This is a genomic window from Mesorhizobium sp. M0276 (assembly GCF_040321755.1).
GTDB lineage: Bacteria > Pseudomonadota > Alphaproteobacteria > Rhizobiales > Rhizobiaceae > Mesorhizobium.
This window is the reverse complement of sequence record NZ_JAMYSC010000009.1, coordinates 101,471-124,999: the sequence shown is the minus strand read 5'-3', so window position 1 is coordinate 124,999 and position 23,529 is coordinate 101,471. Positions and strand designations below refer to the sequence as shown.

Below are 23,529 nucleotides of genomic sequence, written 5' to 3'. Positions count from 1 at the left end.
AATGCTGGACGGAGAGTTTGCCATGCCGATCACCACCATTATCATCATCGTCCTGGTTCTCGTCCTCATTGGCGCCGTGCCAGCCTGGCCGCATTCGCGTTCCTGGGGTTATGGGCCGTCGGGCATTGTCGGGGTGGTGCTGGTGGTGCTTCTGGTGCTGGTGTTGATGGGAAGGGTTTAGCCCGTCCTTCCCGGAGAGACCTCTCGATGTAAAGAGATCGGGCAGGCAGCATGGCTGCCCGCCGGGCCTGTCAGGCAGCTTTCGCAGCGCCGTTCACGGTGGCGATGCCGATATCCTCAAGAGCTTCAGTGACCGCCTGATCCAGCGGCGTGTGGGGGATCGCACCGATGATGCCTTCCAGCCGCGTCGAAATCAGTTGATGCGGCTCGAAGCGCAGATAAGACATCGACACGATCTCGCGCCACATCGCCAAGAACGGGCTGCCGGCGCGCAGCACCCACCACGGCATCGAGGTCATCTTGAGCGGGCGTCCGAGCGCCTTCTCTGCCGCGGCCTTGAGTTGCCGGTCGGTGATTGCATGGCCGGGAAGGTTCAGGGCTTCATAGGTGCCGAACTTGTCGAGGTTCTGCGCCAGGCCGACGAAGGCCTTGGCGAAGTCCGGCAGGTAGGCCCATTCATGCACGACATCGACTGGACCAGGAGCGGTGTAGATACCCTTGGTCATCTTGGCGGCGACGACCAGGTCGAACCATGAACCGCTGCCGGTGCCGCCGAAGAAGTCGCCGGCGCGCAAGAGAATGGTACGCACCCGGCCGGCGTCGGCCTCGCAGCGGAACAAATCCTCCATGGCGCAGCGGATGCGGCCCTTCTCTGTCGTCGGGTGGAACGGCGTGTCTTCCGTGATCACCGCCGGCATTGGCGAGCCGTAATTGTAGACGGTGCCGGGGAAGAGGTGCAGCGTGTCATTCGCATGGCAAGCGGCCATGACGTTCTCGGCCATCGGCAGGCACTTGCCCCAATCGGTGTAGATCGGGTTGAGGCCGTTGAAGATAATGTCGACGCCTTCCGTGGCGCGGATCAAGCCCTCGCGGTCGAGCGCGTCGCCGGCGACCGCCGTGGCGCCGTTGAGTTCGGCCGGCACCTTGCCGCTGCGGGTGATTGCGCGGACATCATAGCCGGCATCGATGAAGGCCTTGGCGACCACGCGGCCGAGCCGGCCATTGGCACCGAGAATTGCGATCTTGGTCATTTCTGGTCTCCGTGTTTGCGTTTGCAGCCTGAATATGATCGCTCCGCAAGTGAATTGAAATTGACAATGATTGGCGGGCTGATATTCAAAAATGAATGGTCGAATTCGATTGGAACCTGATCAAGAGCTTCGTCACCGTGGCGGAAACCGGCAGCCTGTCGGCTGCCGCGCGAAAACTGTCGGCGAGCCAGCCGACACTTGGCCGCCACGTCGCCGAACTGGAGCAGGCGCTGGGTGTCACGCTGTTCCGGCGCGGGCGGCGCGGTTATGAACTGACGGAAGCCGGCAGCACGCTGTTTGAACGCGGCAAGGCAGTCAGCGAGCAGGCAAGCGCTTTTTTACTGCTGGCGCTGGGATCGGTCGAGGCAATCGAGGGCACCGTGCGTATCGCCGCCAGCGAAGTTGTCGCCGCCTATGTGCTGCCGGAGATGACGGCGCGGCTAGGGATCGAGGAGCCGGGTATCGAGGTTGAGATCGTCGCCTCCAATCAGGTCGAGAACCTGCTGCGCCGCGATGCCGACATCGCTATCCGCATGGTCAAGCCGGCGCAGAATGAACTGGTGGCGCGCAAGGTCTGCGATATTCCGCTCTGCGTCTGCGCGGCAAAATCCTATCTCGACCGCCGTGGCCGCCCGCTGGAGCCATCCGGCCTTGTCGATCACGATCTGGTCGGCTTCGACCGCAGCGACGAGATCATCAGGGGCTTCACCCAGTATGGCATCCCTGTTACGCGGAGCAGTTTCCGCTTCAGGGCCGACAACCAGATCGTCTTTTGGGAGGCGGTGCGGGCGGGAAACGGCATCGGTTTCGGCCAGCAGCCGCTGGTCGATCGTGATCCATCGGTGGAGAAATTGCTGCCTGGGCTGCCACTGCCTGATCTGCCGGTATGGCTGGCCATGCATCGCGACGTGCGCACCAGCGTGCGTATCCGCCGCGTGGCAGATTTCCTCTACGAAGAGCTGAAACTTTATTCGGCCGGTGCGGCCGCGAACTCGGCACGGTGAGCAAGGCCGGCCATCAGCAGCACGACGATCAGCAAACCCGACATGGCGACGAAGATCGGGCCGAAGCTCGAATGCTCGGCAACGAAGCCGATCGCCGACGGCGCCACCAATATGCCGGAATAGCCCATGGTGGTGACGACGCTCATGCCGGTGCCCGACGACATGCCTTCCTGATTGCCGCCGGCAGAAAAGATGATCGGCACCATGTTGGCGATGCCGAAGCCGCACAGGGCAAAGGCGGCGATTGCAAGCCAGGGCGAGGGCGACAGTCCGGCGATCAGCATGCCAGCAGCCGCGACAACCGCCGAGCCGCGTAGCGTCGTGACCGCCCCGAAGCGGTTGCGTACGCCGTCGCCGAAGAACCGCATGATCGCCATGACGCCGGAAAAGGCAGCATAGGCGAGACCGGCGACGGCAAGGTCTGCGCCGAGTTCCTGCCTTAGATACAGCGCCGCCCAGTCAAGCACCGCACCTTCGGAAACCATCGTCAGCAGCGCCATCAGGCCGACGAGGTAGACCAGCGGGTTGGCCGGCAGCGTGAATTTGTGATGCTCGGCCGCCTGCGGCCTGTTCTCGCCGATCAGATAGCCAACCGCCACCGCGATCGCCGCGAAGGCGAGCGCAGTCACCACCGCCGCGTGGGCGAGATGGCCGTAGGTCTGGATGACGAAGCCGCCGAGGCCGCCACCTGCGAAACCGCCGAGGCTCCAGAAGCCATGCGACGACGACATGATGGCGCGGGAGAGCCGCCGTTCGACCACCACGGCATTGGCGTTCATGGCGACGTCCATGCCGCCGATCGAGCCGCCGAAGATGAACATGGCGATGGCCGCCAGCGGCACATTGGGTGCCAGCGCCACGACCAGCAGGCCGAGGCTGCCACAAAGGCCGAACCAGCGCAGCACGGTGCGCGAACCATGTCTGGAGATCAAATGGCCGCACCAGGTCATGGCGGCGACGGCGCCGGCGCCGAACAGCAGGATCAACAAGCCGAGCGTGAATTTCGAGATGTCGAGCCGGGTCAGGAACACTGGAATCTGAGGCGCCCAGCTGCCGGTCAGAAAGCCGTTGGCGAGGAAAATGGCGGCAACGGTCCATCGTCCGCGAATGGCAGTCTGCATGGCTGTTGACGCGTTCATAAGGCGAATCCGGTCAGAAAATGGCTTCGCGCGGCAAATTAGATCGATTCAATTTCCAGTCAAGCGCTGTATGTGGGGAAATGCTTGGACCAAAGGGCTAGATAGGATCGGCATCGTTCGTGGCGGACAACCTGCGTTGGAGATTAGCGGAAACGCTTCTCTCTTCGTCATCCACGGGCGGAGCAAGGAGCGAAGCGACGCGGCGCAGACCCGAGGATCCATGCCGCGACTCCTGTGCGATGCTATGGTGCGGAACTAGTTCTAGCTGGAGCGCCACGACCTGAACCGCCATGCTTGTGCCAACCGTCGCGGCATGGATCCTAGGGTCTCCGCGACGTCGCTTCGCGACTGCTTCGCCCTAGGATGACGAAGCCGCGAGGGCCTAGCCCATACGAGACGCCGGAAGAAGGTGGCCGGGGACCCGTCGCCCCGCAAGGGTTTGTCTAATGGTCCTTAGGGCGCCTTGCCTCGAATTCGGCCTTCTTGGCGTCGGAGGCCTCGATCTGATTGAGTGCCTGCCATTGCGCATAGGGCATGCCATAGACGATCTCGCGCGACTGGTCCTTGCTGAGGTCGACGCCCTCGGCATTGGCCGCGTCTCGATACCAGTTCGACAGGCAGTTGCGGCAGAAGCCGGCGAGGTTCATCAGATCGATGTTCTGCACGTCGCTGCGTTCGCGCAGATGTTGGATCAGCCGGCGAAAGGCGGCGGCCTCGAAGTCGCGCTTCTGCTCGTCGCTGAGTTCGGTCATCGAAACCTCCGTCATAGCGGCCCGGTGCGCGAGCCGAACATCTTCACGACATGTATATCGGGACGGCGATTGATCGCGTCAACGATCAGCGCCAACCGTTCGGCCCAGTCGAGCGCGCCCTTCTGGTCTGCTATCAGATCTTGGCGAATTTCGATCAATGCATGAGCGAAGCCGTTGATGATGGCGTGCTTGTACATGGTGTCGCCGCGCAGCGCGCCGTCATAGGGTTCATTGTCGCCGACGACGAGGTTCTTGTCCTCGGCCAGCATATCGATCAGCGGGCGTGCCACCCGGTCGTCGAGGTCCCACAGGATGCCGACATGCCAGGGACGCTGGACCCCTTGCATGGCCGGCGTGAAGGAATGCACCGACAAGATGAAGGGCGCCTGCGCAGAGGCCCGCGCGACCGAGGCAATCACGGCGCCGACGGCATCGTGATAGGGCCGGTAGAAGCCATCGAGCCGCCTTTCGCGCTCCTCGGGAGCGATGGGGTAATTCCCGGGCACCACAGTGCCGTCATAGAGTTGGCGAATAAGCGTCGGATCGTCCTCGCCGCGGTTGGGATCGATCAGCAGCCGCGAAAAATTGGCGAGCACCGCCGGCACGTCGAGCAAAGCGGCCAGTTCGCGCGTTACCGTTTCGACGCCGATGTCATAGGCGATGTGGCGGTCGAACTCCGCCGCCGGCAGGCCGAGCCTGCCATAATCGTCGGGCAGGTCGCGGCGGGCATGGTCGCACAGGAGCACGATGCCTCGCTTGCGGTCGCCTTCGACAATATCGCAAGGCGCGAAAACTGTGGATCGGGTCATTGTCGGGAAATGGTCTGTTCGCTGGCTTCCGGGGAGGGTGCTATCGTCATTCCACGAAGACGACGCTTGCGCAATGCCGTTGTTTGGCCAAGGTTTCCCTGGAAATCTGGCAGAGGCCGGCGAATTGTGCGCCGGAGCCTTCTAAATCGATTGGAATTGGACAAAACGGTGCGTTGACATGCGCCCGGACTTTTCCGAAAAGGGGCGCAGAGAGATGCTGATGTGGTTCTTGAGGGGTTTTCGGATGAGTTCCGCTGGCAGGCAGCGCATGCGCTCTGCCTTTGCCACGCCGCTCTTGATCCTTGCCGTCGGCCTGTCGGCGATGGTCGTGGCCTCGCCGGCGCGCGCCGATTTTCGCGTCTGCAACGCCACGCAGAATCTGGTCGGCGTCGGTATCGGCTATCGCGCCAAGGCCGGCTGGATCACCGAAGGTTGGTGGCACATCGAGGGATCGAGCTGCAAGACGCTGATAGAAGGGCCGCTGTCATCAAGGTTTTACTATCTTTATGCAGAAGACGCCGAGCGCGGCGGACGCTGGGACGGCCCGATCAACATGTGCGTGGCTGAAAAAGAGTTCAAGATCGCCGGCGTAACCGACTGCGTCGCCCGGGGCTTTCAGCGCGCCGGATTCCAGGAATATGACACGGGCGAACAGGGAAACTGGATGGTCCAGCTGACCGATGAGTCCACAACGGGAGGCGCTCCAGCCGCCCCGGGAACAAACAGTCAATGAGACGTAGCCGCAAGGTCAAGATCCTAGCCACCATCGGTCCGGCCTCCTCGTCGGAGGAGATGCTGAAGAAACTGTTCGAAGCTGGCGCCGATGTGTTCCGCATCAATATGAGCCATACCGATCACGAGCTGATGCGCACGCTGGTCGGGCGCATCCGCACTGTCGAGGAAGCGGTCGGCCGGCCGATCGGCATCCTGGCCGATCTGCAAGGGCCAAAACTGCGCGTCGGCAAGTTCGCCAATGGCAAGGAAGTGCTGACCGTCGGCCAGACCTTCACGCTCGACGACAATCCCGAACCCGGCACCTCGACCAGGGTCTATCTGCCGCATCCCGAAATCCTGACCTCCGTCGAAGCCGGACATCGCCTGCTGATCGATGACGGCAAGCTCGAATTGAAGGCGGTGAGAAGCAACGGCAAGTCGATCGTTTGCACCGTCGTCGCCGGCACCACGATCTCCGACAAGAAGGGCGTCAGCCTGCCCGATACCGACCTGCCGGTCGGGGCGCTGACCGAGAAGGACCGCAAGGACCTCGATGCTGTGCTGGCCACGGGCGTCGATTGGGTCGCGCTGTCCTTCGTCCAGCGGCCGGAGGATCTTGCCGAAGCGCGCAAGATCGCGCGCGGCCGGGCGCTGATCATGGCCAAGATCGAAAAGCCGCAGGCCGTCGCCCGGCTGGCCGAGATCATCGAACTGTCCGATGCGCTGATGGTCGCCCGCGGCGATCTCGGTGTCGAGATGCCGCTCGAGGCGGTACCCGGCATCCAGAAGCAGATCACGCGCGCCGCGCGCCGCGCCGGCAAGCCGGTGGTGGTTGCAACGCAGATGCTGGAATCGATGATCACAGCACCGGTGCCGACCCGCGCCGAGGTGTCGGATGTTTCGACCGCAGTCTTCGAAGGCGCCGATGCCGTCATGCTGTCGGCGGAATCGGCGGCGGGCGCCTATCCCGTCGAAGCCGTGGCGATGATGAACCGTATCGCCACCAAGGTCGAAACCGATCCGACCTATGCCGGCATCATCAACGCACAGCGTTCCGAGCCGGAAGCGACCGGCGCCGACGCCATTTCGCTGGCCGCCCGCGAGATCGCCGAGACGCTGAAACTTTCGGCGATCATCACCTACACGGCGTCCGGCACCACCGGCCTGCGCGCCGCCCGCGAGCGTCCGCAAGTGCCGATCGTCGCACTGTCGCCGATCGTCAACACGGCGCGCCGGCTGTCGCTGCTATGGGGCACGCATTGCGTCGTCTCACCCGACGCAATCGATCTTGACGACATGGTCGACCGCGCCTGCCGCATCGCCTTCGAGGAAGGCTTCGGCAAGCCCGGCGACCGCGTCATCATCACCGCCGGCGTGCCGCTGAGGACGCCGGGCTCGACCAATATGCTGCGCATCGCCTATCTGGGATCGGAAGCGGCCGGCCGGTAAGCCGCTTCAACGGCGGTCGCCCCGGACGCGGCTAATCGCCATCCGTTGGTGTGGTGCAGCAAACCATTCCGCAACGCTTCGGATCATGGCCGGGACATGGTCTGGGTCGTCGGCGAGTTCAGCCAACTCGGACAGACGATGGACGCCGGTCAGGATGGAGATACGTTTGCGGTCCAGCACGCGTCCGGTCGCGATTTCATACGCGGCGACTATTCGCCCTGTAAGGTCCGGCGCGATAAAATTCGAGTAGATGAACTCCTGGTGCAACGCGCCTATGCCTGAATCGGCAAAGTCGTAGAGTCCGTTGAGCCTCATTCGCGCATGATCGAACGCCATGTTCCAGCCATGTCCGTCGAAGAATCCATATGTAGTCCCGTGCGGGTCTGGTGGCAGACTTTCGTATTCCATCAGGGTTGCCTCGGCGTGGACGAGTAGCCGAGGCGCCAGCAAGGGCAGCGCCTTCGCGCGGATTGCGCTCGGTGCCTGCCAGGTGCCTACCGGCTCGGCGCCAGCGGTCGCCATCTGCTTCAGGTCGAGCCGATGAAGCTCGGCGTAAAAGCGGCCCAGATCGTTGCCCAAGCGTTGGCGGGCATGTTCGGGCAATTCTTCATATCGTGCTGCCAGCAGATGTTCCCCTTTCAGTTTCTCATGTCTGGAGAACAGCGGAGGCCCCTCATGGATGCTCATATCGGGGACCGGCATCGACAGGCAAGGGCGGATCAGGGCCAGCAGGGCGGCTTCCCTGAGAAGCGCTCGTTCAGCAACCTTGTGACGCGGGAACTTGAACACCAGCCTGTCGTCGACATCGACCGCCGTCGAGTGCCAACCTGCCGTCATCAGCCGGAAGCTTGAAGTCTTCAATTCCGGGAAGACACGAATTATTGCTCGTGAGAATGTGTCCAGGTTCGGTTCAGGCATGGCCGTGTTGTAGGGGAGCTTCCCAGCCACGTGAAGGGACGGCGGTCAGGTCGGTGCAAGCTCTGCTTCCGGCTGCTTGAGATCGGCGCATTTCCCGACGCCATACAGATCGCCGGCGATCCGGGCTTCGACGCTTTTGGCGATAATCCGCAGATCGACATCCTTGCCGGAGACCTTCTCGATGGCACCAACGACGAGATCGGGCGCAATCCAGTCCGGCTTGTGGCCGAGATTGTGCACCCAGACGAGTTGGGCGCCCGGTATGTCGCGCTGGAGGCCCGTCGAGTGAATCTCCGCATAGACGACCTTGTCGCGATCACCCGAAATGACCACGGTCGGCGCCTTGATCTGGTTGTAGTGCGGTGCGGCGCCAAGGGCATAGCGATAGAGCCCGGCGACATCGGTGGCGTTGGCACGAAAGGCCGATGGTCGCAGGACCAACGGGATGGAGGCCGCGGCGAGATAGTTGTCCGGCACCCTGTTGGGCGAGAAGACGCAGGTCGTGGCGTCTTCCATCCGCAGCGTTCCCGTCGGATAGGTCAGCGTCTCGGAAAACAGCCAGCCGATCACCGGAATGGTCGTCAGATCGTAATACCAGGAGGTTGCGCCGCCCGGCCACGGATGAGTTGCCGGCGCGAGAAAGACCAGGCCAAGCGTCTTGTCGGGATGCTCGCGGCCGAAAGTCGATGTCACCACACCACCGAAAGAATGACCGACGATAACAGCCTTCCTGATGCCCAGACGGTCCATCAACGCGGCGATGGTGTTGGCTTGAGCCGACGGGTTCTCGTTGTTGCCGGGACCACGGCCTGACCAGCCGTGGCCTGGCCGGTCGAAGAACAGCATTTCGGCGCGGCCTTCGAGCAATGGCCGCAGCGGCAGCATCTGATCCCTGAGATTGGCGCTGGCGCCGTGGATGAAGACGATCGGCGGCAGCTCGGCGTTCGCGGGGCCCGGAATGTGGACATAGTGAATGCGGGCGCCATCGATGTCGGCGAATTCACCAATCGACGGATTGCGGCGTTCGATAAGCCATGAACCGGCGCGGGTGATGCCGACAAAGCCGAAGACAAGCGCCATCAGGAAGGCAAGGGCGGCGTAGATCAGGTTCATGGGGGAGATACGGGGGTGGAGGGGGATAAGTTGTGCAGTAGCGAATAGGGAATAGGCAGTAGGCAGTAGGCAGTAGGAATGTGCGTAACGCGATCTGCGCCTACTGCCTAATCCCTACTGCCTATTCCCTTAAATGCCTTCTCCAGCAAGCTCTTCCGAAAGCGTGCCGACCTGGTCCTGGGCGCTGCGCATCATTGGATAGATCGCCAGAACCTTCTGCCAGGCCTCGAGTGCCGATTGCTTGTGGCCGGTCAGTGCCATGATCTGCGCCAGGCCGGAGAGCGCGCCGAAATGGCGCGGCTCGAGCTGCAGCGTATGGTCGATGTCGGACATCGACTTGCCGTAGTTTTTCATCATGAAATGCACGGTGGCGCGCCTATTCCAGCCTTCGGCATAGGTCGGCTGTAAGATCACCACCTGGTCGAGGAAATCGAGGGCGACGTCGAACTTCTGACTTTCGATGGCCTTCTGCGACCACTGCATCATCAGATCGATCGAGGCGCTGCCGGATTGAGACCACTCATTCCAGATGTTGCCGGCAATACGCTCGGCTGCCTTTTCGTTGCGCTCGCGCTTCAGGTCGTTGAACAGCTGATCGAGACGGGCCTGCCTCGTCGTTGCCACCGGCGGCACGTCCTTGCTGGCCGGCGGCACGACAGCGTCATCCGCGCGCGCCAGGCCATAAATGGCGCTGGAAACAAGCAGAGACGTCAAAAATGCAAAAAGAATCCGCATCGCCGGACTCTAATCCCGGGCGGCGGAACGTCAAACTGAATTTGGCGTGAAAGGGCCGGCAGGCGGGCAACAAGCATCACTGGGCGAAGGCAACAGCCTCCAGCCCTAAAACTCAGCCCTGGCGTGCCTTGTAGCGCGGAGCGGTCTTGTTGATGATGTAGATACGGCCTTTGCGGCGAACCAGCTGGTTGTCGCGGTGACGCGCCTTCAGCGCCTTGAGCGAATTCTTGATCTTCATGGTCTTGCCTGTCGGTGTGGACCCGGTTCGGGTCGAAATTTTAAGGCGCGCCAGAAGACGCGCCTTTGAACTGTGGGTGGCTCATAAACGAGGAGCCTTGTCCGTGTCAACCGCAAGCGTGCTCCGTCTCTCCATATCATCAAATATCCGCCATGTCGGCCTTGCGGCATTGCGCGGGCTTCAGTCGGCTGGGATGATGCGCCCGCCATGAAGTGATTTGGGGATGGATATGCGCCGAATTTTCCTGTCCGCCTGCATTCTCGTGCTGGCGGGAGCCTCGGCTGCCCGCGCGCAGGAGTGCGACCGTAGCGACGACAGCCAGCAGATGATGAACATCTGCGCCGGCGAGGATTACCAGGAGGCCGACGCCAGGCTCAACAAGGCCTACCAGGATCTCATCAGCGCGGATGACGCCGACAGCAAGAGACTGCTGCAGGTGGCGCAACGCGCCTGGATCGCTTTTCGCGATGCAGAGTGCGCGCATTCCACCGCAGCCAGCGCGGGCGGTTCGATCCATCCGATGGAAGTTTCGCAATGCCTGGCCAGGCTGACCAATGATCGCATCGAGCAGCTCGCTGCCGCCGCCAATTGCGAGGAAGGCGATGCCAGTTGCGCCAGCCCTGACCAAGACGACAGCGACGACGTGCAGTAGGCCTGTTTCGGGGGTTAGGCGCGACGGCCGATCCTGGTGAAATGGCCCATCTTGCGGCCGGGGCGTGCCTCGGCCTTGCCATAGAGATGCAGCATCAGGTTCGGCTCGGCGAGCAGGGCTGGAACACGCAGCACATCGTCGCCGATCAGGTTCTCCATCACGCAATCGGAATGACGCTGGGGATTTCCAAGCGGCAGGCCGGCGACGGCGCGGATGTGCTGCTCGAACTGCGAAACGATGCAGGCCGCTTCCGTCCAGTGGCCGGAATTGTGGACGCGGGGCGCGATCTCGTTGGCCAGCAGGGAGCCGTCGGCGAGCACGAAGAACTCGACGCCGATGACACCGACATAGTTCAGCGCCGACAATATTTTAGACGCCGCTGCTCGTGCTGCTTCCGCCGTTTCGGGCCTTATTCGAGCCGGCAAGGTCGATGTGTGGAGAATGCCGTTGCGGTGGATATTCTCGGCCGGGTCGTAGGCTGCGACAGTGCCGTCGATGCCGCGCGCGGCGATCACGGAAATCTCGCGCTCGAACGACACGAAGCTTTCCAGGATCAGCGGCACATTGCCCATCGCCTCGCAGATGCCGGCGAAGCTGCCGGCTTTCATATTGCGGAAGACGCGCTGGCCCTTGCCGTCATAGCCCATGCGGCGCGTCTTCAGGATGCCGCTGCCATCGAACGCATTCAGCGCCGCCGTCAGCTCGTCATCATTGTCGACCGGGAGGAACCCCGCGGTGGCAATGCCGATGCCGTTGAGGAATGCTTTTTCGCTCACCCGGTCCTGCGCCACTTCCAGTGCGCGCGCCGGCGGATAGACCGGAACCTTGGCGGCCAGCGCGCTGGCGGCCGCAACCGGCACGTTCTCGAACTCGTAGGTGATGACGGAACTCGACGCGGCCAGTTCGGCAAGGGCTGCTCGGTCGTCATAGGGGGCCGCTATCTGCCGGTTGGCGACCTGCGCCGCCGGGCAATCCGCTTGCGGCTCCAGCACCACGGTGCGGTAGCCGAGACGGGCGGCAGCAATTGCCAGCATGCGACCGAGCTGGCCGCCGCCTATGATGCCGATGGTCGATCCGGGGGCCAGGCTCACGGCGTATCCGTCGGCTCGGTTGCGACCTTGGCGGTCTGCGCGGCGCGCCAGGCATCCAGACGGATGGCAAGCTCGTCATCGTTCAGCGCCAGCACGGCAGCGGCCAGAAGGGCTGCGTTGGCGGCACCGGCCTTGCCTATGGCCAGCGTCCCCACGGGAATACCGGCCGGCATCTGGACGATGGACAGCAGTGAATCCTGCCCGGAAAGCGCCTTCGATTCCACCGGCACGCCGAACACCGGCAGCGGCGTCATCGCAGCCGTCATGCCGGGCAGGTGCGCGGCACCGCCGGCGCCGGCGATGATCACCTTGTAGCCGGCCGCCTTGGCGCCCTTGGCGAAATCGTAGAGCCGGTCCGGTGTGCGATGCGCGGAGACGATCAGCCGCTTGTGCGGAATGCCGAGTGCTTCCAGCGTTTCGGCCGCATGGCGCATCGTCGCCCAGTCGGACTGACTGCCCATGATGATGGCGACATCGGCGCGTTGATCGTCCAAGTTCGTGTTTCCCGGCGACAAAGGCGCGCCTTAGCGGAATTCGCGCGAAGCCGCAAGGATCGGCGGCCGCCGCAGCGGTTTGGCAAGACGCAAACCATCCAGTCAGATGCCGTCGCGCTCGGCCTCTGGCGTCGAGACCAGCAAGGCCGACGCCGCATTGGCGGCGGTGACGGCCGCCCGCATGGTCTCCCCACGGGCAAGCGCCGCGGCCAGCGCACCGACGAATTCATCGCCGGCGCCATGCGTGCTGACGACCTTGACCGGGATGGCGGGCAGCGCGAAGGCCTCGCCGGTCCGATCACAGCAGGCGACACCTTCGCCGCCCGCCGTGACAATCGCGACAGGGCAAAGATCGGCCAGCAGCCGCGCGGCTTGCGCGGCACCGTCCAGGGTCTCGACCACCGCCATGCCGGCCAGGAACTCCGCCTCGATGGCGTTGACCACCAATATGTCGACCAGCGCGGTCAACTCGCCGGACAGTTTGCGCGCCGGGGCCCCGTTCAGCACAACACGGCCGCCTTGCGCCTTCGCCGCGCGTGCGGCAGCAATGTTGGCGCCTTCGGGTACCTCATTCTGCAACAGGAGCACTGCCGTTTGGGACACCATTTCGGAAGCAGCGGCAATATCGGCATCGCCCAGAGTGAGATTGCTGCCCGAGACGATCACCGCGCCATAATCGCCGCCCTGGTCGAAGATCGCCACGCTCATTCCGGAGCCGGCACCAGCGGCCACCCGCACGAAGCGGCGGTCGACCCTGGCGCGATCGAGATTGGCCAGCAACGCCCGCCCGAAATCATCGTTGCCAACCGCGCCAATCATCGCCGCGCGCACGCCGGCCCTTGCCGCCGAAACGGCCTGGTTGCCGCCCTTGCCGCCGCATTTCGGGTGCCAGGCATGGCCGGTCACCGTCTCGCCCTTGCGTGGGCGGTCGGGCGCGTCGACCATGATGTCGTAGTGCAGGCTGCCGAAGACGGTGACCAGCGGCGGTGTCGTCATGATCCCCGGTCTTTTCGCTTCGATGTCACCGCCGACATGGTGCGGCCGAGGTTGCGCTCCGCCGCCTGATAGTCGCGCTGCGCCACCGCGACGAACAGCGCATCGAGGATGTTGAGCTGGGCGATGCGCGCCGCCGCGTTCTCGCCCATTAATGGCGATCCCTGTGCGGTCGAGCACAGCACAATGTCGGCCACCGCAGCCAACGGCGAATTGTCGTAATTGGTGATGGCCAGCGTCCTTGCGCCGTTCTTGCGGGCCAGCTGGATGGCGTCGATGACGGCAGAGGTATTGCCCGAATGCGAGAAGCCGACGGCGATATCATCGCCGCCGAGCAGCGAGGCCGACATCAGCATCATGTGCGAATCGTCGTAGACGGATGCGCGAATGCCGATGCGCAGGAACTTGTGCGAGACGTCGCGCGCAATCTGCGCTGAGCCGCCGACGCCATAGAAATCCCGGTTCTTCGCACGGTAGAGAAGCTCGGCGGCGCGGTCGAAATCCTCGATGTCGAGGATCGCCAGTGTCTCCTCCAGTGCCTGGATGGAGGTGCGGAACACTTTTTGCACGATCTCGGCCGAACTGTCGTCGGATGACAGTTCCTGATGCATCTCGGCAGTCGGCAGGCGGCTGTATTCATAGACGGCGGTGCGAAAGTCGCGATAGCCGGAAAAACCGAGCTTCTTGGCGATCTTGACCACCATTGCCTCGGACACGCCGGCCTCCTCGGCGATCTGCTTCAGCGGGATGCTCTCGTCAAAGCCGCGCCGGCCAAAGACGGTTTCCACCACCTTCGCCTCCAGCGGGGTGAGATGCGGCATCATCATGCGGATCCGCGGTCCTACCGCTTTCAGGTCCAGCCCGCTCAAGGTCATCCACGCCCCCTCGTCACGCGATCGATAAGCATCGCGGCGAGGATTATAAGACCAGTTGCCAGAAGCTGATAGAAGGACTGCACGTTCATCAGCGTCAAACCGTTGCGCATGGCGCCGAGGATGACGGCGCCCAGGATGGTGCCGACGACACTGCCCTTGCCGCCCATCAGCGAGGCGCCGCCGATGGCGGCAGCGGCGATGGCGTCCAGTTCCCAGAGATTGCCGAGGATGGGTTCGGCGGCACCGAGCCGGCCGATCAGGATCTGCGCGGCAAGGGCTGCCAGCAGGCCGGAGATCATGTAGGCGGCGATCTTGGTGCGGGCGATCGGCACGCCGGCGATGTAAGCGGCCTCCTCATTGCCGCCGACGGCGAGCAGATATTCGCCGAAGGGCGTCTTCTTCAAAACCACCCAGGCGACGATCGCCATACCGGCCACGATGACGACAGCCAGCGGCAGCCCGAATAGCGAGCCGTTGAAGACAGCGCGAAAGCCTGCCGGCAGGCCGAGCACCGGATTGCCGCCGGTATAGATCAGCGCCAGTGCCCGGTACGTGCTAAGCGTTCCCAGTGTGACGATGAAGGGCTGCAGCCCGACAAAAGCGACGAGAAGGCCGTTGACGAGGCCGCAGGCAAGGCCAATGGCGAAGCCGGCGGCGATGGCGAGCGGAAACGGTACGCCGGCGACCATCATCGAGGCCGAGATGACGGCCGAAAGGGCTGCCGTCGGCCCGACAGACAGGTCGATGCCGCCGGAGATGATGACCAGCGTCATGCCCAGCGCCAGGCAGGCATTGATGCTCGACTGTTGCAGGATGTTGATCAGGTTGCGCTCGGCGAAGAAGCCTGGCACCAGTGCCCCGAACACGGCCAAGATCACGACAAGGCCGATCAATGTGCCGGCGTCGCGCATGGAGACCCCGCGCATGAATTCGGCCCGTGGCTGCACCAGAATGGTATCCGACATATCCGTCACCTACTGTCTTGAGTCTGCGGGATGGCGTGCGCCGCGATCGCCTGTTCGCTGATGTCGTCCCTGTGGAGTTCGGCCGCGATCGAGCCGTCGCGCATCACCAGCACGCGGTCGGCGAGCCGGATCACCTCGGGCAGTTCGGAGGAGACGACGATGACACCGTGGCCTTCCCGGGCGAGCTCCTCGATCAGATGATAGATCTCCGCCTTGGCGCCGACATCGATGCCGCGCGTCGGTTCGTCGAACAAAAGGATCCGTGTTCCGGCCGCAAGCCAGCGGCCGATGATCGCCTTCTGCTGGTTGCCACCGCTGAACAGGCGGATCGGCCGATCGAGCAGGAATGGGCGCAGGTTGACGCGGCCCATCTTGTCGATTGCCACCCGTTTCAACCTGGCGTGATCGATGACGCCGCGCGGCGCGAATACGCCCATCGAGGCCAACGCCATGTTGCTGGTGATCGAGCGCAGCGGCACGATGCCCTCGCGCTTGCGCTCCTCCGGCACCAGGCCGATGCCGGCGGCAATCGCATCGCGCGGGCTGGAGAATCGCGTCGCCTTGCCATCAATTGCGATCGTACCGGCGGTGGCGCGGTCGGCGCCGGCCAGCAACCGCAGTAATTCGGTGCGGCCTGAGCCGACAAGGCCGGCAATGCCGAGCACCTCGCCACGATGCAGTTCGAACGACACATCGCGCACCTTCGTTGTCGAGGAGAGCCCGCGCGCGCTCAGCATCACCTCATTCGAGGCGTGAGAGGTATGCCGTTCCTGCGCCAGTTCGCGGCCGACCATCATCGCCACGACCGCCTTTTCCGACAGGCCTTTCAGGTCGACGGAATCGATGACCACGCCGTCACGCATGATGGTGGCGCGCCGGCAGATGCCGAACACCTCGTCCAGCTTGTGCGAGACATAGACGACGGCGACGCCGTCGCGAGCGAGACCGGTGATGACTTGTGCCAGCCGTTCGAACTCGCTCGGCGTCAGGCTCGATGTCGGCTCGTCCATGGCGACGATGCGGGCACGGTCAAGCAGCGCGCGGGCGATCTCGACGATCTGCCGTTGCGCCACCTTCAGGGTTCCGAGGGGAGCGGCCGGGTCGATGGACGGGTCAATGGCTGCAAGAGCCTCGGCAGCGCGGCGCTCCTGTTCCCGCCGGGCGACGAAGATACCGCCGCGCGTCAGCGGTTGGCCGAGGAACATGTTCTGGGCGACGCTGAGGCGCGGCACCTGCTGCAATTCCTGGTGGATCATGGCGACGCCCGCGGCACGCGCGGCGACCGGATTGGCAAGCGTCACCGGCTTTCCGTCGATGAGGACGCTTCCCGCCGTCGGTCTGTAGACGCCCGACAATATGCGGAGCAGCGTCGACTTGCCGGCACCGTTTTCGCCGAGCAGACCGTGGATTTCACCGGCACTGATCGAGAACGACACGTCGTTGAGCGCCCGCACGGCCGGAAACAGCTTGGAAATGCCTTGGAATTGCAGCCGGGGTGACATTGGGTTCAATCTCCGGGCAACGGTGCCGGCCGGGAGCGAACTGCTCTGGCCGGCACCCGCCGATCGGCCTTACTGGCCCGCAGCGGCATCTTCGAGCAGGGCCTTGCGCGCGCCGGGTCCGGAATAGCGGTCGGCATTGTCCTTGGTGATCAGTGCCTGCGGCGTGGCGACGACGCGCGGCAGCTTTTGTCCGGCCACCAGCCGCAGCGCCGTTTCCAGTGCAACCTCACCGGTCAGCACCGGGAAGCTGTCGACCGTGCCGGTCAGTTCGCCGGCGCGGATCGAGGCATAGGCGTCGGAGATGCCGTCAGTGCCGAACACGGCAACCTTGTCCTGCAGGCCGGCAGCCTTGACCGCCTCGACAATGCCCAGCGCCATACCGTCATTGTTGGCATAGAAGCCGATCAGGTCGGGGTGCTGCTGCAGGATGTTGGTGGCCGCATCATAGGAGGTCTGGCGGTCCCAGTTGCCGGGAACACTGGCGACGACCTCGAACTTGCCCCCTTCGGTGATGGTGGACTTGAAGCCATCGGTGCGCTGCACGGCTGCGTAGACGCCGGCCTGGCCTTCGATGATGGCGACCTTGCCGCCATTCGGACGGTTCTTGATGAACCATTTGGCGACACGCACGCCATTGTCGCGCTGGACATTGCCGACATAGTGCTCGGCCTGCGGGATGACCGCATCGTTGACGTTGACCACCGGCACATTGGCGGCCTTGGCCTGCTCCATGATCGGCTGCAGATTGGCGTCGGTCTGCGGCGAGACGAGCAGAACGTTGTAGCCCTGCGTGACCAGGCCTTCGGCAATGGTCAGCTGGCCGAGCTGGTCGCCTTCGCTCTGCGCCGCCTGATAGACGACGGGAATGCCGACCTTGTCGCCGAACGCCTTGTAGCCCTCGCCCAGCGAGCGCCAGTATTCATTGGTCAGCGTCTTGGAGACCGCGCCCGCCTTGGTGCCTTCTGGCAGCTTGGGGAACGCGCCGAACTTGGCCTCGACCTGCGACCAATCGATACGGTCCTTTTCCGTATCGGAATTGAGCGGCGCGAGATCTGTGGAAAACGCCGAGCCGATGGACAGCGCCATCAGCGCGGCGGTAGCGGTGGCAAGCAGAAGTTTCATTGTATTCCTCCCTTGTTGAAAACGGTGGTGGCTCGGATGCCTCAGCGGTCCGGCCCGAGCATGATTTCCTGGATGATGGCCTGCGACGTCACCGCGTCCTGGCTGTCCATGGCGGCGGACAGGCGATTGTCCTGCTCCAGCCGGTCGATGACGCGCAGCATGCGCTTGACGGTGGCGATGTTGACTTCGCATTCGCGCACCGGATCGAGCCCCGTCATGTCGGGGAACGTGTCGAAATAGATGGCACCGGCGTAACCGTCGCGGCGGATCTGCCTGAGCAACTCGATGGTCTGCAGTGTATGCACGGCGCCGACCATCAGGCCGTCATCGCGCTTGGCGTAGCCGTCGTTGAGGTGCACGCCGAGCAGCTTGCTGTGGCGCGCCACCAGAGCTGCGGCAAAGGCCGGCTGCTCGTCGGCATAGAGCACATGGGCGAAATCGAGGGTGACGCCGAGATTGGGCAGGCCGACATCGCGGATTGCCAGCAAGGTCGTCGCAGCGTCCGGCATCAGGCTGTAGGAGCGCGGTTCGTTGGGCTTGTACTCAAGGCTGATCTGGCAGTCGGGGTCATGCGCGGCCACTTCACGAATCCCATCGATTTCGTGTTGCCAGAGCGAGGCATAGTCAGCCTGGAAGGCGTAATCGAAGCCATCCTGGCCGAGCCACAGCGTCATCAGCTTGGCGCCCGCCTCGCGCACGGCGTCGATGCCGGCCTTGGTCAGGTCGATGGCCTCGCGGCGTACCGCCGGGTCCGGATTGGTGAAGGCGCCGAGCTTGAAGGCCGGGTTGGAGTAGTAACGCATGGCGAAGCCATTAATGGAAAGGCCGAGATCGCCGAGTTTTCGGGCGATTTCGGCAGGCTTTGCGCCTACATGGTCGGGGTAATTCAAATCGAGGTCGGTCAGTCCGGCAACCCTGGCGGCGCGCGCCGCCATCTGAAGCAGCGAGGGTCTGCCGACGAGGTCAGGCCATTCGGCCTGCGGTCGCGAGGCAAAGGAATTCAGGCGCGTGGCGAAGCGATTGGCTGTCATGATCGACCCTTCAATAGCTATAACTTCACATAAACTCGAATAGTTGTAAAGTTATTGTTTGCAGGGCGATGAACAAGCCGCAAGGCCGCCGTTGCGGCCGGCTGGGTCACGTAGGCGCAGGGCGTTTCCTGGTCGGCGTCTCAGGCTGGGGAATCGGTCGGGCAGGGGAGTCTTCAACCGGGCAGGGCCGTCCTCACACCGCCGCCTTGCGGAAGCGGGCGACGAAGTCATCGAGTTCGGGCCGTTCCATGTCCGAGATCGCCCAGTAGGAGAAGGCGCCGTCTCTCCAATGCACCAGCGAAAAGCCCCCCCGACGAAAGATCGGTGGGCTTGGCGATGCCGCCACCCTGCTGCGGTTCGGCGACCAGCGTGATCAGATGCTCGCGGTGGCGGTAGACGAGGGCCGGCACCGTGCGGCCTGCTATCACTTCGACCCGGCCGCCGATGAGTGCGTAGCCATCCTGCGCGAGGTCTGGCGCAGGCGGCGATACGCCGATCCGGGCGTCGAGCCATGGCTTGACCGTATGGCGGTCGGACGAAACGATGTCGATCGGACTGGCCGCGAGCAGGCTGCGGCGATGGCCGCTGGCGACCGCCGCGGCGAAACCGTCGGACGCATTGTTGACCATCACCCATTGCGTCGCCCCGCTGGCCAGCACCGCGCTGATCATGATCGACGCGGCTAGTGCGCGCCAGTCGAACGGGCCGAAGGTCCGCGATGGACCTGTCCTGGCGTCCCGTCTCCGGCCGCCCCCGACTGACGCCGCGATCAATCCTGGTTGCGCCGGCAGCGTGTCCCGCTGCGGTTCGGCTTCGTCTTGCACCGGTCGTGCCATGCCTGTCGCACCAAGTGCGGCAATGCGCGCGCGAAAGGCATCGCTGACATCGGGGCGCGGCAAGCGGCCGAGCGCGCCCTGCAAGGCAATGATGCGGGCGTGTTCGGCGGCCAGCGCCGGATCGGCGGCGATGCGCCGCTCCACCGCCAGTGCGGCCGCTGCGTCGAGTTCGCCATCAATGAGGGCGTGGATCATCAGCCGCATGCCCTCGGGATCGTTGGGCAGCCCGTCGTCATGATTGGTCATGGCGCTCTCCCCAGTTCGGACACAAGCAGGCCGCGGGCGCGGGCCAGTCGCGACATCACGGTGCCCATCGGTACCTCCAGCATGGCCGCCACCTCGCGGTAGCTGAGACCGTTGATATCGCGCAGCACCAGCGTCTCGCGAAATGGCTGCGGCAGTGCTGCGATCGCCGCCTCAAGTGCCGCCGTATCGGCCCTGGCGATCAGGCTCGCTTCGGGGCCGTCCTGGTTGGGCAGGCTGGTGCCGTGTGCCGCCGCCATCTCGTCGAGGTCGCCGAGGTCGCCGACGGCCAGCATGCCGCGCGGCCGGTTGCGCGACATCCAGGTGTAGGCGGTGTTGCGCACGATTGTCAGCAGCCATGCGCGGGCATTGCCGCCGGCTGGCGAGGATCCTGCCGTTCACGGTCGCGTGATGGCGTGCACTGACCGCGACCGGCGCATTTTCAGGTGGTGGTCTACCTTGCGTTTCAATCCGGCCAGCGCAAGACACCAGACGAATCCTTGCGGGCAGGCTTCATGGCATTGGCGGGCCGCTCGGCCGCGGTCAAGATGGCGCGCAGCCGTTCGGCGACGATCTCCGCCTCGCCGGGATGAAGATTGCAAGGGTCGAGGAAGAAGTGGCCGCGCTCCACCTCATGGTTGCGCACGATGATCGGCGGCGAGCCCATAGCCAATGCGGAGGCCAGACCGGTCGCCGTGAACCGGCTTTCGGGCAATACAAAGATCTGCAACCGATCCAGCGGGTTGGCGGTGGGGTCGGGGATGATCTGCGCGACGATGCCCGGCAGCCCCTGCAACGCATCCTTCCACAGGTTCAGTGCCGCTTCTTCGCGCCGTCGGATGCCGGCATGGTCGCGCTTTTCCCAGGCTTCCAGTGCGGCCATGGTGCCGGCGATGCTTTCCTTGCCGACCTTCATGGCGCGCGCGACGCCGCGGTTCTGCAGAAAGGCGGCTCGAACCAGATCCTTGCGCCCGGTGACGATGCCACTGGTCGGTCCGCTCAGGAATTTATGTCCGCTGTAGATGACGATGTCGGCGCCGCGCGCAAGAAAGCCGCGCAGATCATATTCGGAGGCCGCATCGACGATCACCGGGACGCCTCTGGCGTGGCAGATCTCGCAGAATTCCTCTAGGGATAACATGCCGTACTGCACGGTGTGGTGGGCGACGACATAGAGTCCTGCCGCCGTGCGATCGTTGATCGCCTCACGCACATGGTAATCCTGCGTAACGCTGACGGTGCCAGCCGGCACGACCTTTGCGCCGGCCAGCCGGACCGACTGATCGATTGGCGCGCCGTAGTTGACGATGTGGCCGAGCTGGACGATGACCTCCGACTTCAGCCCTTCGGTGTCGTCCGGCAGCCGCTCGATGGCGAGCAGGTTGGTTCCCGTCATCGCGCCGGCAATCGCCATGGTGATGCCGCTGGCGCAGCAGGCGGTGATGAAACCGGCCTCGCCGCCGGTGAGGCGCGCAACGATCGTGCCTGCGGCACGCTGCAGATCGTCCATCTCCACCCATTGCGAGGCCATCTCCGCCATGGCGCTGATCGCTTCAGGCACGATGATCGATGCGCCAAGCGCTGTCATCGTGCCGGAGACGTTGATGATCGGGCGAAGGCCGAGCCGTTCGCGGATGGTGGTGTTGGAGCCGTCGGTGGAAGTGGTTTTCATCTCTAAGATTCCATTTCTAACGGGTCAGGCGGCGATCTCGACGACCGCCTCGATCTCGACGGTGATGTTCCCAGGCAAGGAGCCGACGCCGATCGCCGAGCGGGCATGGCCGCCGATGGTGTCGAACACATCGGCGAACAGATCGGAACAGCCATTGACCACCTTCGGGTGGTCGCTGAAGGTTGGTATCGCGTTGACGAAGCCGAGCAGCTTGACGATGCGCACGATCCGGCCAAGATCGCCAGTGGCTGCGTGCATGACGGCCAGCAGGTTAAGGCCGGTGAGACGGGCATGGCCATAGGCCTCTTCGACGGTGACATCATCGCCCACCTTGCCGGTGAACAGCGTGCCGTCGGTCCGCAGCGGCCCCTGGCCGGACAGGAAGATCAGCCGGCCGCTTTCGGCATGGGTGACGAAATTGGCGATCGGGGTCGGCGGCTCCGGCAGCGTCAGGCCCAGCGCGGCGAGCCGGATATAAGGCGTCATGAAAGAAGGCTCCTTGCGACAGCGCTCGCTGTCCCGTTTAGAAATGCGAGGCGCGGAAACGTGCCAGGAAGGTGCGCAGGCGCTCATTGTCAGTGTCCGCCGCCAGGATTTCGGCGGGCGGACCCGCCGCGCTAACGCCGCCGTCAGCCATGAAGACGATGCGGCTCGAGGCATCGCGGGCAAAGGCCATTTCGTGCGTGACCATCACCATTGTCATGCCGTCCTCGGCCAGGCTGCGCACGACCTCGAGCACTTCGCCGACCAGCTCCGGGTCGAGCGCGGAGGTTATCTCGTCGAGAAGCAGGATCTTCGGCCCCATGGCTACGGCGCGAGCGATGCCGACACGCTGCTGCTGGCCGCCGGACAGTTCGGCGGGCAGACTGTCGGCCTTGTGGGCGAGGCCGACCCGGCCGAGCCAGTGTTCGGCGATCGTGCGGGCCTCCGCACTGCTCTTGCCGCGCACCTTGGTTAGACCAAGCATGATGTTGCCGGCGGCTGTCAGATGCGGAAAGAGGTTGAAGCTCTGGAACACCATGCCGGTCTCGGCCCGCATGGCGGCCAGATCGCGTTCGCTGCGGCGCTGGCGGGCTCCGGCTTCGCGAAAGCCGACCTCTTTGCCATCGATGCGAATCGAGCCGCTGTCGTAGCTTTCGAGGAAGTTGACGCAGCGCAGCAGTGTGGTCTTGCCGCTGCCCGAGGGGCCGATGACCGTCACCACTTCGCCGCGCGCCACCTGCAGGCTGACCGAACGCAGAACCTGGACGGTTCCAAAGGCTTTGGAAACGTCGCGGATGTCGAGAAGCGCCGGGGTGTCGTTCGAGCCTGTGGACATTGCTAATCCCGAATGAAGGAGAAACGCCGCTCGAGCCGGCGGCTGGCCAGCGAGAGGGCATAATTGACCGCGAAATAGATGAGCGCGCCGAGGAGGTAGAGCGGCATCGCCTCATAGGTGCGGCCGATGACCTGGTTTATGGCCTGCATCAGATCGGTGATGCCGAGCAGCGACACCAGCGCGCTGCCCTTGACCGCGTCGGTGACGCCATTGATCCAGGGCGGCAGGAAACGCCTGAACGCCTGCGGGAAGATGACGTAGGTGAGGCGCTGGCGAAAGGTCAGTCCAATCGCCATTGCCGCCTCGGACTGTCCCTTCGGAATGGATCCGACCGCACCCCTGAGATATTCGACGACCTGCGCGGTCTTGAACAAGGTCAGCGCGAGCACGGCGGCCCAGAAGGACGGCAGATGAAGCCCGACGGCCGGCAGGCCATAATAGACAAAGAAGATGAGCACCAGGATTGGTATGCCGCGAATGGTATCGCTGAAGATGCGCACCGCCCATTGCAGTGGCATGGGGCCATAGACGAGACCGACGCCCATGATCACGCCAGCGATCAGGGAGAACACCACGACAAGCAAGGATACCCATACTGTCAGGGCAAAGCCCTGGGCGAGGAAAGGCAAGGCATAGGCGATCTGGGTCAGCAT

At 63.9% G+C, this 23,529-nt stretch carries 26 protein-coding genes and 1 pseudogene; 5 read left to right on the top strand and 22 right to left on the bottom strand.

Annotated elements, in window-relative coordinates; all coding sequences use genetic code 11:
* Nucleotides 1-22 precede the first annotated feature (22 nt).
* Nucleotides 23-181, top strand: coding sequence for a DUF3309 family protein (locus NKJ01_RS09725; RefSeq protein WP_032908138.1), 159 nt, complete (start codon nucleotides 23-25; stop codon nucleotides 179-181).
* Nucleotides 182-251: 70 nt separating this feature from the next.
* Here the strand turns inward: NKJ01_RS09725 and NKJ01_RS09720 are convergent, their stop codons facing one another.
* The gene (locus NKJ01_RS09720) at nucleotides 252-1,211 is read right to left on the bottom strand and encodes an SDR family oxidoreductase (RefSeq protein WP_352727590.1); all 960 of its coding nucleotides are present in this window, start codon (nucleotides 1,209-1,211) and stop codon (nucleotides 252-254) included.
* Between the two features lie 95 nt (nucleotides 1,212-1,306).
* Between NKJ01_RS09720 and NKJ01_RS09715 the strand changes: the two genes are divergently transcribed.
* Nucleotides 1,307-2,215: a LysR family transcriptional regulator gene (locus tag NKJ01_RS09715; protein WP_352727589.1), complete on the top strand. Its 909-nt coding sequence runs from the start codon at nucleotides 1,307-1,309 to the stop codon at nucleotides 2,213-2,215.
* On the opposite strand, the gene NKJ01_RS09710 is transcribed toward NKJ01_RS09715, so the two are convergent.
* The 3 genes from NKJ01_RS09710 to NKJ01_RS09700 all read right to left on the bottom strand — a co-directional run bounded on the left by NKJ01_RS09710 (nucleotide 2,179) and on the right by NKJ01_RS09700 (nucleotide 4,915).
* A complete protein-coding gene (locus NKJ01_RS09710) occupies nucleotides 2,179-3,354 on the bottom strand; it encodes an MFS transporter (RefSeq protein ID WP_352727588.1) in 1,176 nt (391 codons plus the stop codon). The genes NKJ01_RS09715 and NKJ01_RS09710 overlap by 37 nt on opposite strands.
* A gap of 443 nt (nucleotides 3,355-3,797) precedes the next feature.
* The gene (locus tag NKJ01_RS09705) at nucleotides 3,798-4,106 is read right to left on the bottom strand and encodes a DUF1244 domain-containing protein (protein WP_352727587.1); all 309 of its coding nucleotides are present in this window, start codon (nucleotides 4,104-4,106) and stop codon (nucleotides 3,798-3,800) included.
* A gap of 11 nt (nucleotides 4,107-4,117) precedes the next feature.
* On the bottom strand, nucleotides 4,118-4,915 hold the full coding sequence (locus NKJ01_RS09700) for an N-formylglutamate amidohydrolase (RefSeq protein ID WP_352727586.1): 798 nt from the start codon (nucleotides 4,913-4,915) through the stop codon (nucleotides 4,118-4,120).
* 322 nt (nucleotides 4,916-5,237) lie between these two features.
* Between NKJ01_RS09700 and NKJ01_RS09695 the strand changes: the two genes are divergently transcribed.
* Complete coding sequence (locus NKJ01_RS09695; RefSeq protein WP_352605849.1) at nucleotides 5,238-5,648, top strand: DUF1036 domain-containing protein; 411 nt, start codon at nucleotides 5,238-5,240, stop codon at nucleotides 5,646-5,648.
* Nucleotides 5,645-7,078 carry a pyruvate kinase gene (gene pyk / locus NKJ01_RS09690; RefSeq protein ID WP_352727585.1) on the top strand — a complete coding sequence of 478 codons (1,434 nt, stop codon included), beginning with the start codon at nucleotides 5,645-5,647 and terminating at the stop codon, nucleotides 7,076-7,078. The genes NKJ01_RS09695 and pyk overlap by 4 nt, the downstream gene beginning before the upstream one ends.
* A gap of 6 nt (nucleotides 7,079-7,084) precedes the next feature.
* On the opposite strand, the gene NKJ01_RS09685 is transcribed toward pyk, so the two are convergent.
* From NKJ01_RS09685 to ykgO, 4 genes are all read right to left on the bottom strand, one after another.
* Complete coding sequence (locus NKJ01_RS09685) at nucleotides 7,085-7,996, bottom strand: phosphotransferase family protein (protein WP_352727584.1); 912 nt, start codon at nucleotides 7,994-7,996, stop codon at nucleotides 7,085-7,087.
* Between the two features lie 45 nt (nucleotides 7,997-8,041).
* Entirely contained in the window at nucleotides 8,042-9,109 is a 1,068-nt protein-coding gene (locus NKJ01_RS09680) for an alpha/beta fold hydrolase (RefSeq protein ID WP_352727583.1), read from the bottom strand.
* Nucleotides 9,110-9,238: 129 nt separating this feature from the next.
* Nucleotides 9,239-9,844 carry a tetratricopeptide repeat protein gene (locus tag NKJ01_RS09675; protein WP_352605789.1) on the bottom strand — a complete coding sequence of 202 codons (606 nt, stop codon included), beginning with the start codon at nucleotides 9,842-9,844 and terminating at the stop codon, nucleotides 9,239-9,241.
* A 112-nt stretch (nucleotides 9,845-9,956) separates the two neighbouring features.
* Nucleotides 9,957-10,082 carry a type B 50S ribosomal protein L36 gene (gene ykgO, locus NKJ01_RS09670; RefSeq protein ID WP_006203764.1) on the bottom strand — a complete coding sequence of 42 codons (126 nt, stop codon included), beginning with the start codon at nucleotides 10,080-10,082 and terminating at the stop codon, nucleotides 9,957-9,959.
* A gap of 229 nt (nucleotides 10,083-10,311) precedes the next feature.
* Here ykgO and NKJ01_RS09665 point away from each other — a divergent pair, with 229 nt between their 5' ends.
* Nucleotides 10,312-10,734, top strand: a complete 423-nt coding sequence (locus tag NKJ01_RS09665) for a lysozyme inhibitor LprI family protein (protein WP_352727582.1) — start codon at nucleotides 10,312-10,314, stop codon at nucleotides 10,732-10,734.
* A gap of 14 nt (nucleotides 10,735-10,748) precedes the next feature.
* Here the strand turns inward: NKJ01_RS09665 and NKJ01_RS09660 are convergent, their stop codons facing one another.
* The 14 genes and pseudogenes from NKJ01_RS09660 to NKJ01_RS09595 all read right to left on the bottom strand — a co-directional run bounded on the left by NKJ01_RS09660 (nucleotide 10,749) and on the right by NKJ01_RS09595 (nucleotide 23,529).
* Nucleotides 10,749-11,825, bottom strand: coding sequence for a 5-(carboxyamino)imidazole ribonucleotide synthase (locus NKJ01_RS09660; RefSeq protein WP_352727581.1), 1,077 nt, complete (start codon nucleotides 11,823-11,825; stop codon nucleotides 10,749-10,751).
* Nucleotides 11,822-12,319, bottom strand: a complete 498-nt coding sequence (gene purE / locus NKJ01_RS09655) for a 5-(carboxyamino)imidazole ribonucleotide mutase (RefSeq protein ID WP_352727580.1) — start codon at nucleotides 12,317-12,319, stop codon at nucleotides 11,822-11,824. Before purE ends, NKJ01_RS09660 begins: the two co-directional genes overlap by 4 nt.
* A gap of 102 nt (nucleotides 12,320-12,421) precedes the next feature.
* Entirely contained in the window at nucleotides 12,422-13,315 is an 894-nt protein-coding gene (locus tag NKJ01_RS09650) for a PfkB family carbohydrate kinase (RefSeq protein WP_352727579.1), read from the bottom strand.
* Nucleotides 13,312-14,187 carry a MurR/RpiR family transcriptional regulator gene (locus NKJ01_RS09645; RefSeq protein ID WP_352605796.1) on the bottom strand — a complete coding sequence of 292 codons (876 nt, stop codon included), beginning with the start codon at nucleotides 14,185-14,187 and terminating at the stop codon, nucleotides 13,312-13,314. Before NKJ01_RS09645 ends, NKJ01_RS09650 begins: the two co-directional genes overlap by 4 nt.
* Nucleotides 14,184-15,152: an ABC transporter permease gene (locus tag NKJ01_RS09640; RefSeq protein ID WP_352727578.1), complete on the bottom strand. Its 969-nt coding sequence runs from the start codon at nucleotides 15,150-15,152 to the stop codon at nucleotides 14,184-14,186. Before NKJ01_RS09640 ends, NKJ01_RS09645 begins: the two co-directional genes overlap by 4 nt.
* A 5-nt stretch (nucleotides 15,153-15,157) precedes the next feature.
* Complete coding sequence (locus tag NKJ01_RS09635; RefSeq protein WP_352605802.1) at nucleotides 15,158-16,654, bottom strand: sugar ABC transporter ATP-binding protein; 1,497 nt, start codon at nucleotides 16,652-16,654, stop codon at nucleotides 15,158-15,160.
* Nucleotides 16,655-16,723: 69 nt separating this feature from the next.
* A complete protein-coding gene (locus tag NKJ01_RS09630) occupies nucleotides 16,724-17,776 on the bottom strand; it encodes a sugar ABC transporter substrate-binding protein (RefSeq protein ID WP_352605804.1) in 1,053 nt (350 codons plus the stop codon).
* A gap of 41 nt (nucleotides 17,777-17,817) precedes the next feature.
* Entirely contained in the window at nucleotides 17,818-18,807 is a 990-nt protein-coding gene (locus NKJ01_RS09625) for a sugar phosphate isomerase/epimerase family protein (RefSeq protein WP_352727577.1), read from the bottom strand.
* 227 nt (nucleotides 18,808-19,034) lie between these two features.
* On the bottom strand, nucleotides 19,035-19,889 hold the full coding sequence (locus tag NKJ01_RS09620) for an anti-sigma factor family protein (protein WP_352727576.1): 855 nt from the start codon (nucleotides 19,887-19,889) through the stop codon (nucleotides 19,035-19,037).
* Nucleotides 19,886-20,245 (bottom strand): annotated as a pseudogene (locus tag NKJ01_RS09615) (sigma-70 family RNA polymerase sigma factor); the annotation flags it as partial. The pseudogene NKJ01_RS09615 and the gene NKJ01_RS09620, both read right to left, overlap by 4 nt.
* Before the next feature lie 107 nt (nucleotides 20,246-20,352).
* Nucleotides 20,353-21,558 (bottom strand): aminotransferase class V-fold PLP-dependent enzyme, encoded by a 1,206-nt coding sequence (locus NKJ01_RS09610; RefSeq protein WP_352727575.1) that lies wholly within the window; start codon nucleotides 21,556-21,558, stop codon nucleotides 20,353-20,355.
* Nucleotides 21,559-21,582: 24 nt separating this feature from the next.
* The gene (locus tag NKJ01_RS09605) at nucleotides 21,583-22,044 is read right to left on the bottom strand and encodes a RidA family protein (RefSeq protein WP_352605817.1); all 462 of its coding nucleotides are present in this window, start codon (nucleotides 22,042-22,044) and stop codon (nucleotides 21,583-21,585) included.
* A gap of 37 nt (nucleotides 22,045-22,081) precedes the next feature.
* On the bottom strand, nucleotides 22,082-22,876 hold the full coding sequence (locus NKJ01_RS09600; protein ID WP_352727574.1) for an amino acid ABC transporter ATP-binding protein: 795 nt from the start codon (nucleotides 22,874-22,876) through the stop codon (nucleotides 22,082-22,084).
* Nucleotides 22,877-22,878: 2 nt separating this feature from the next.
* On the bottom strand, nucleotides 22,879-23,529 hold the full coding sequence (locus NKJ01_RS09595; protein WP_352727573.1) for an amino acid ABC transporter permease: 651 nt from the start codon (nucleotides 23,527-23,529) through the stop codon (nucleotides 22,879-22,881).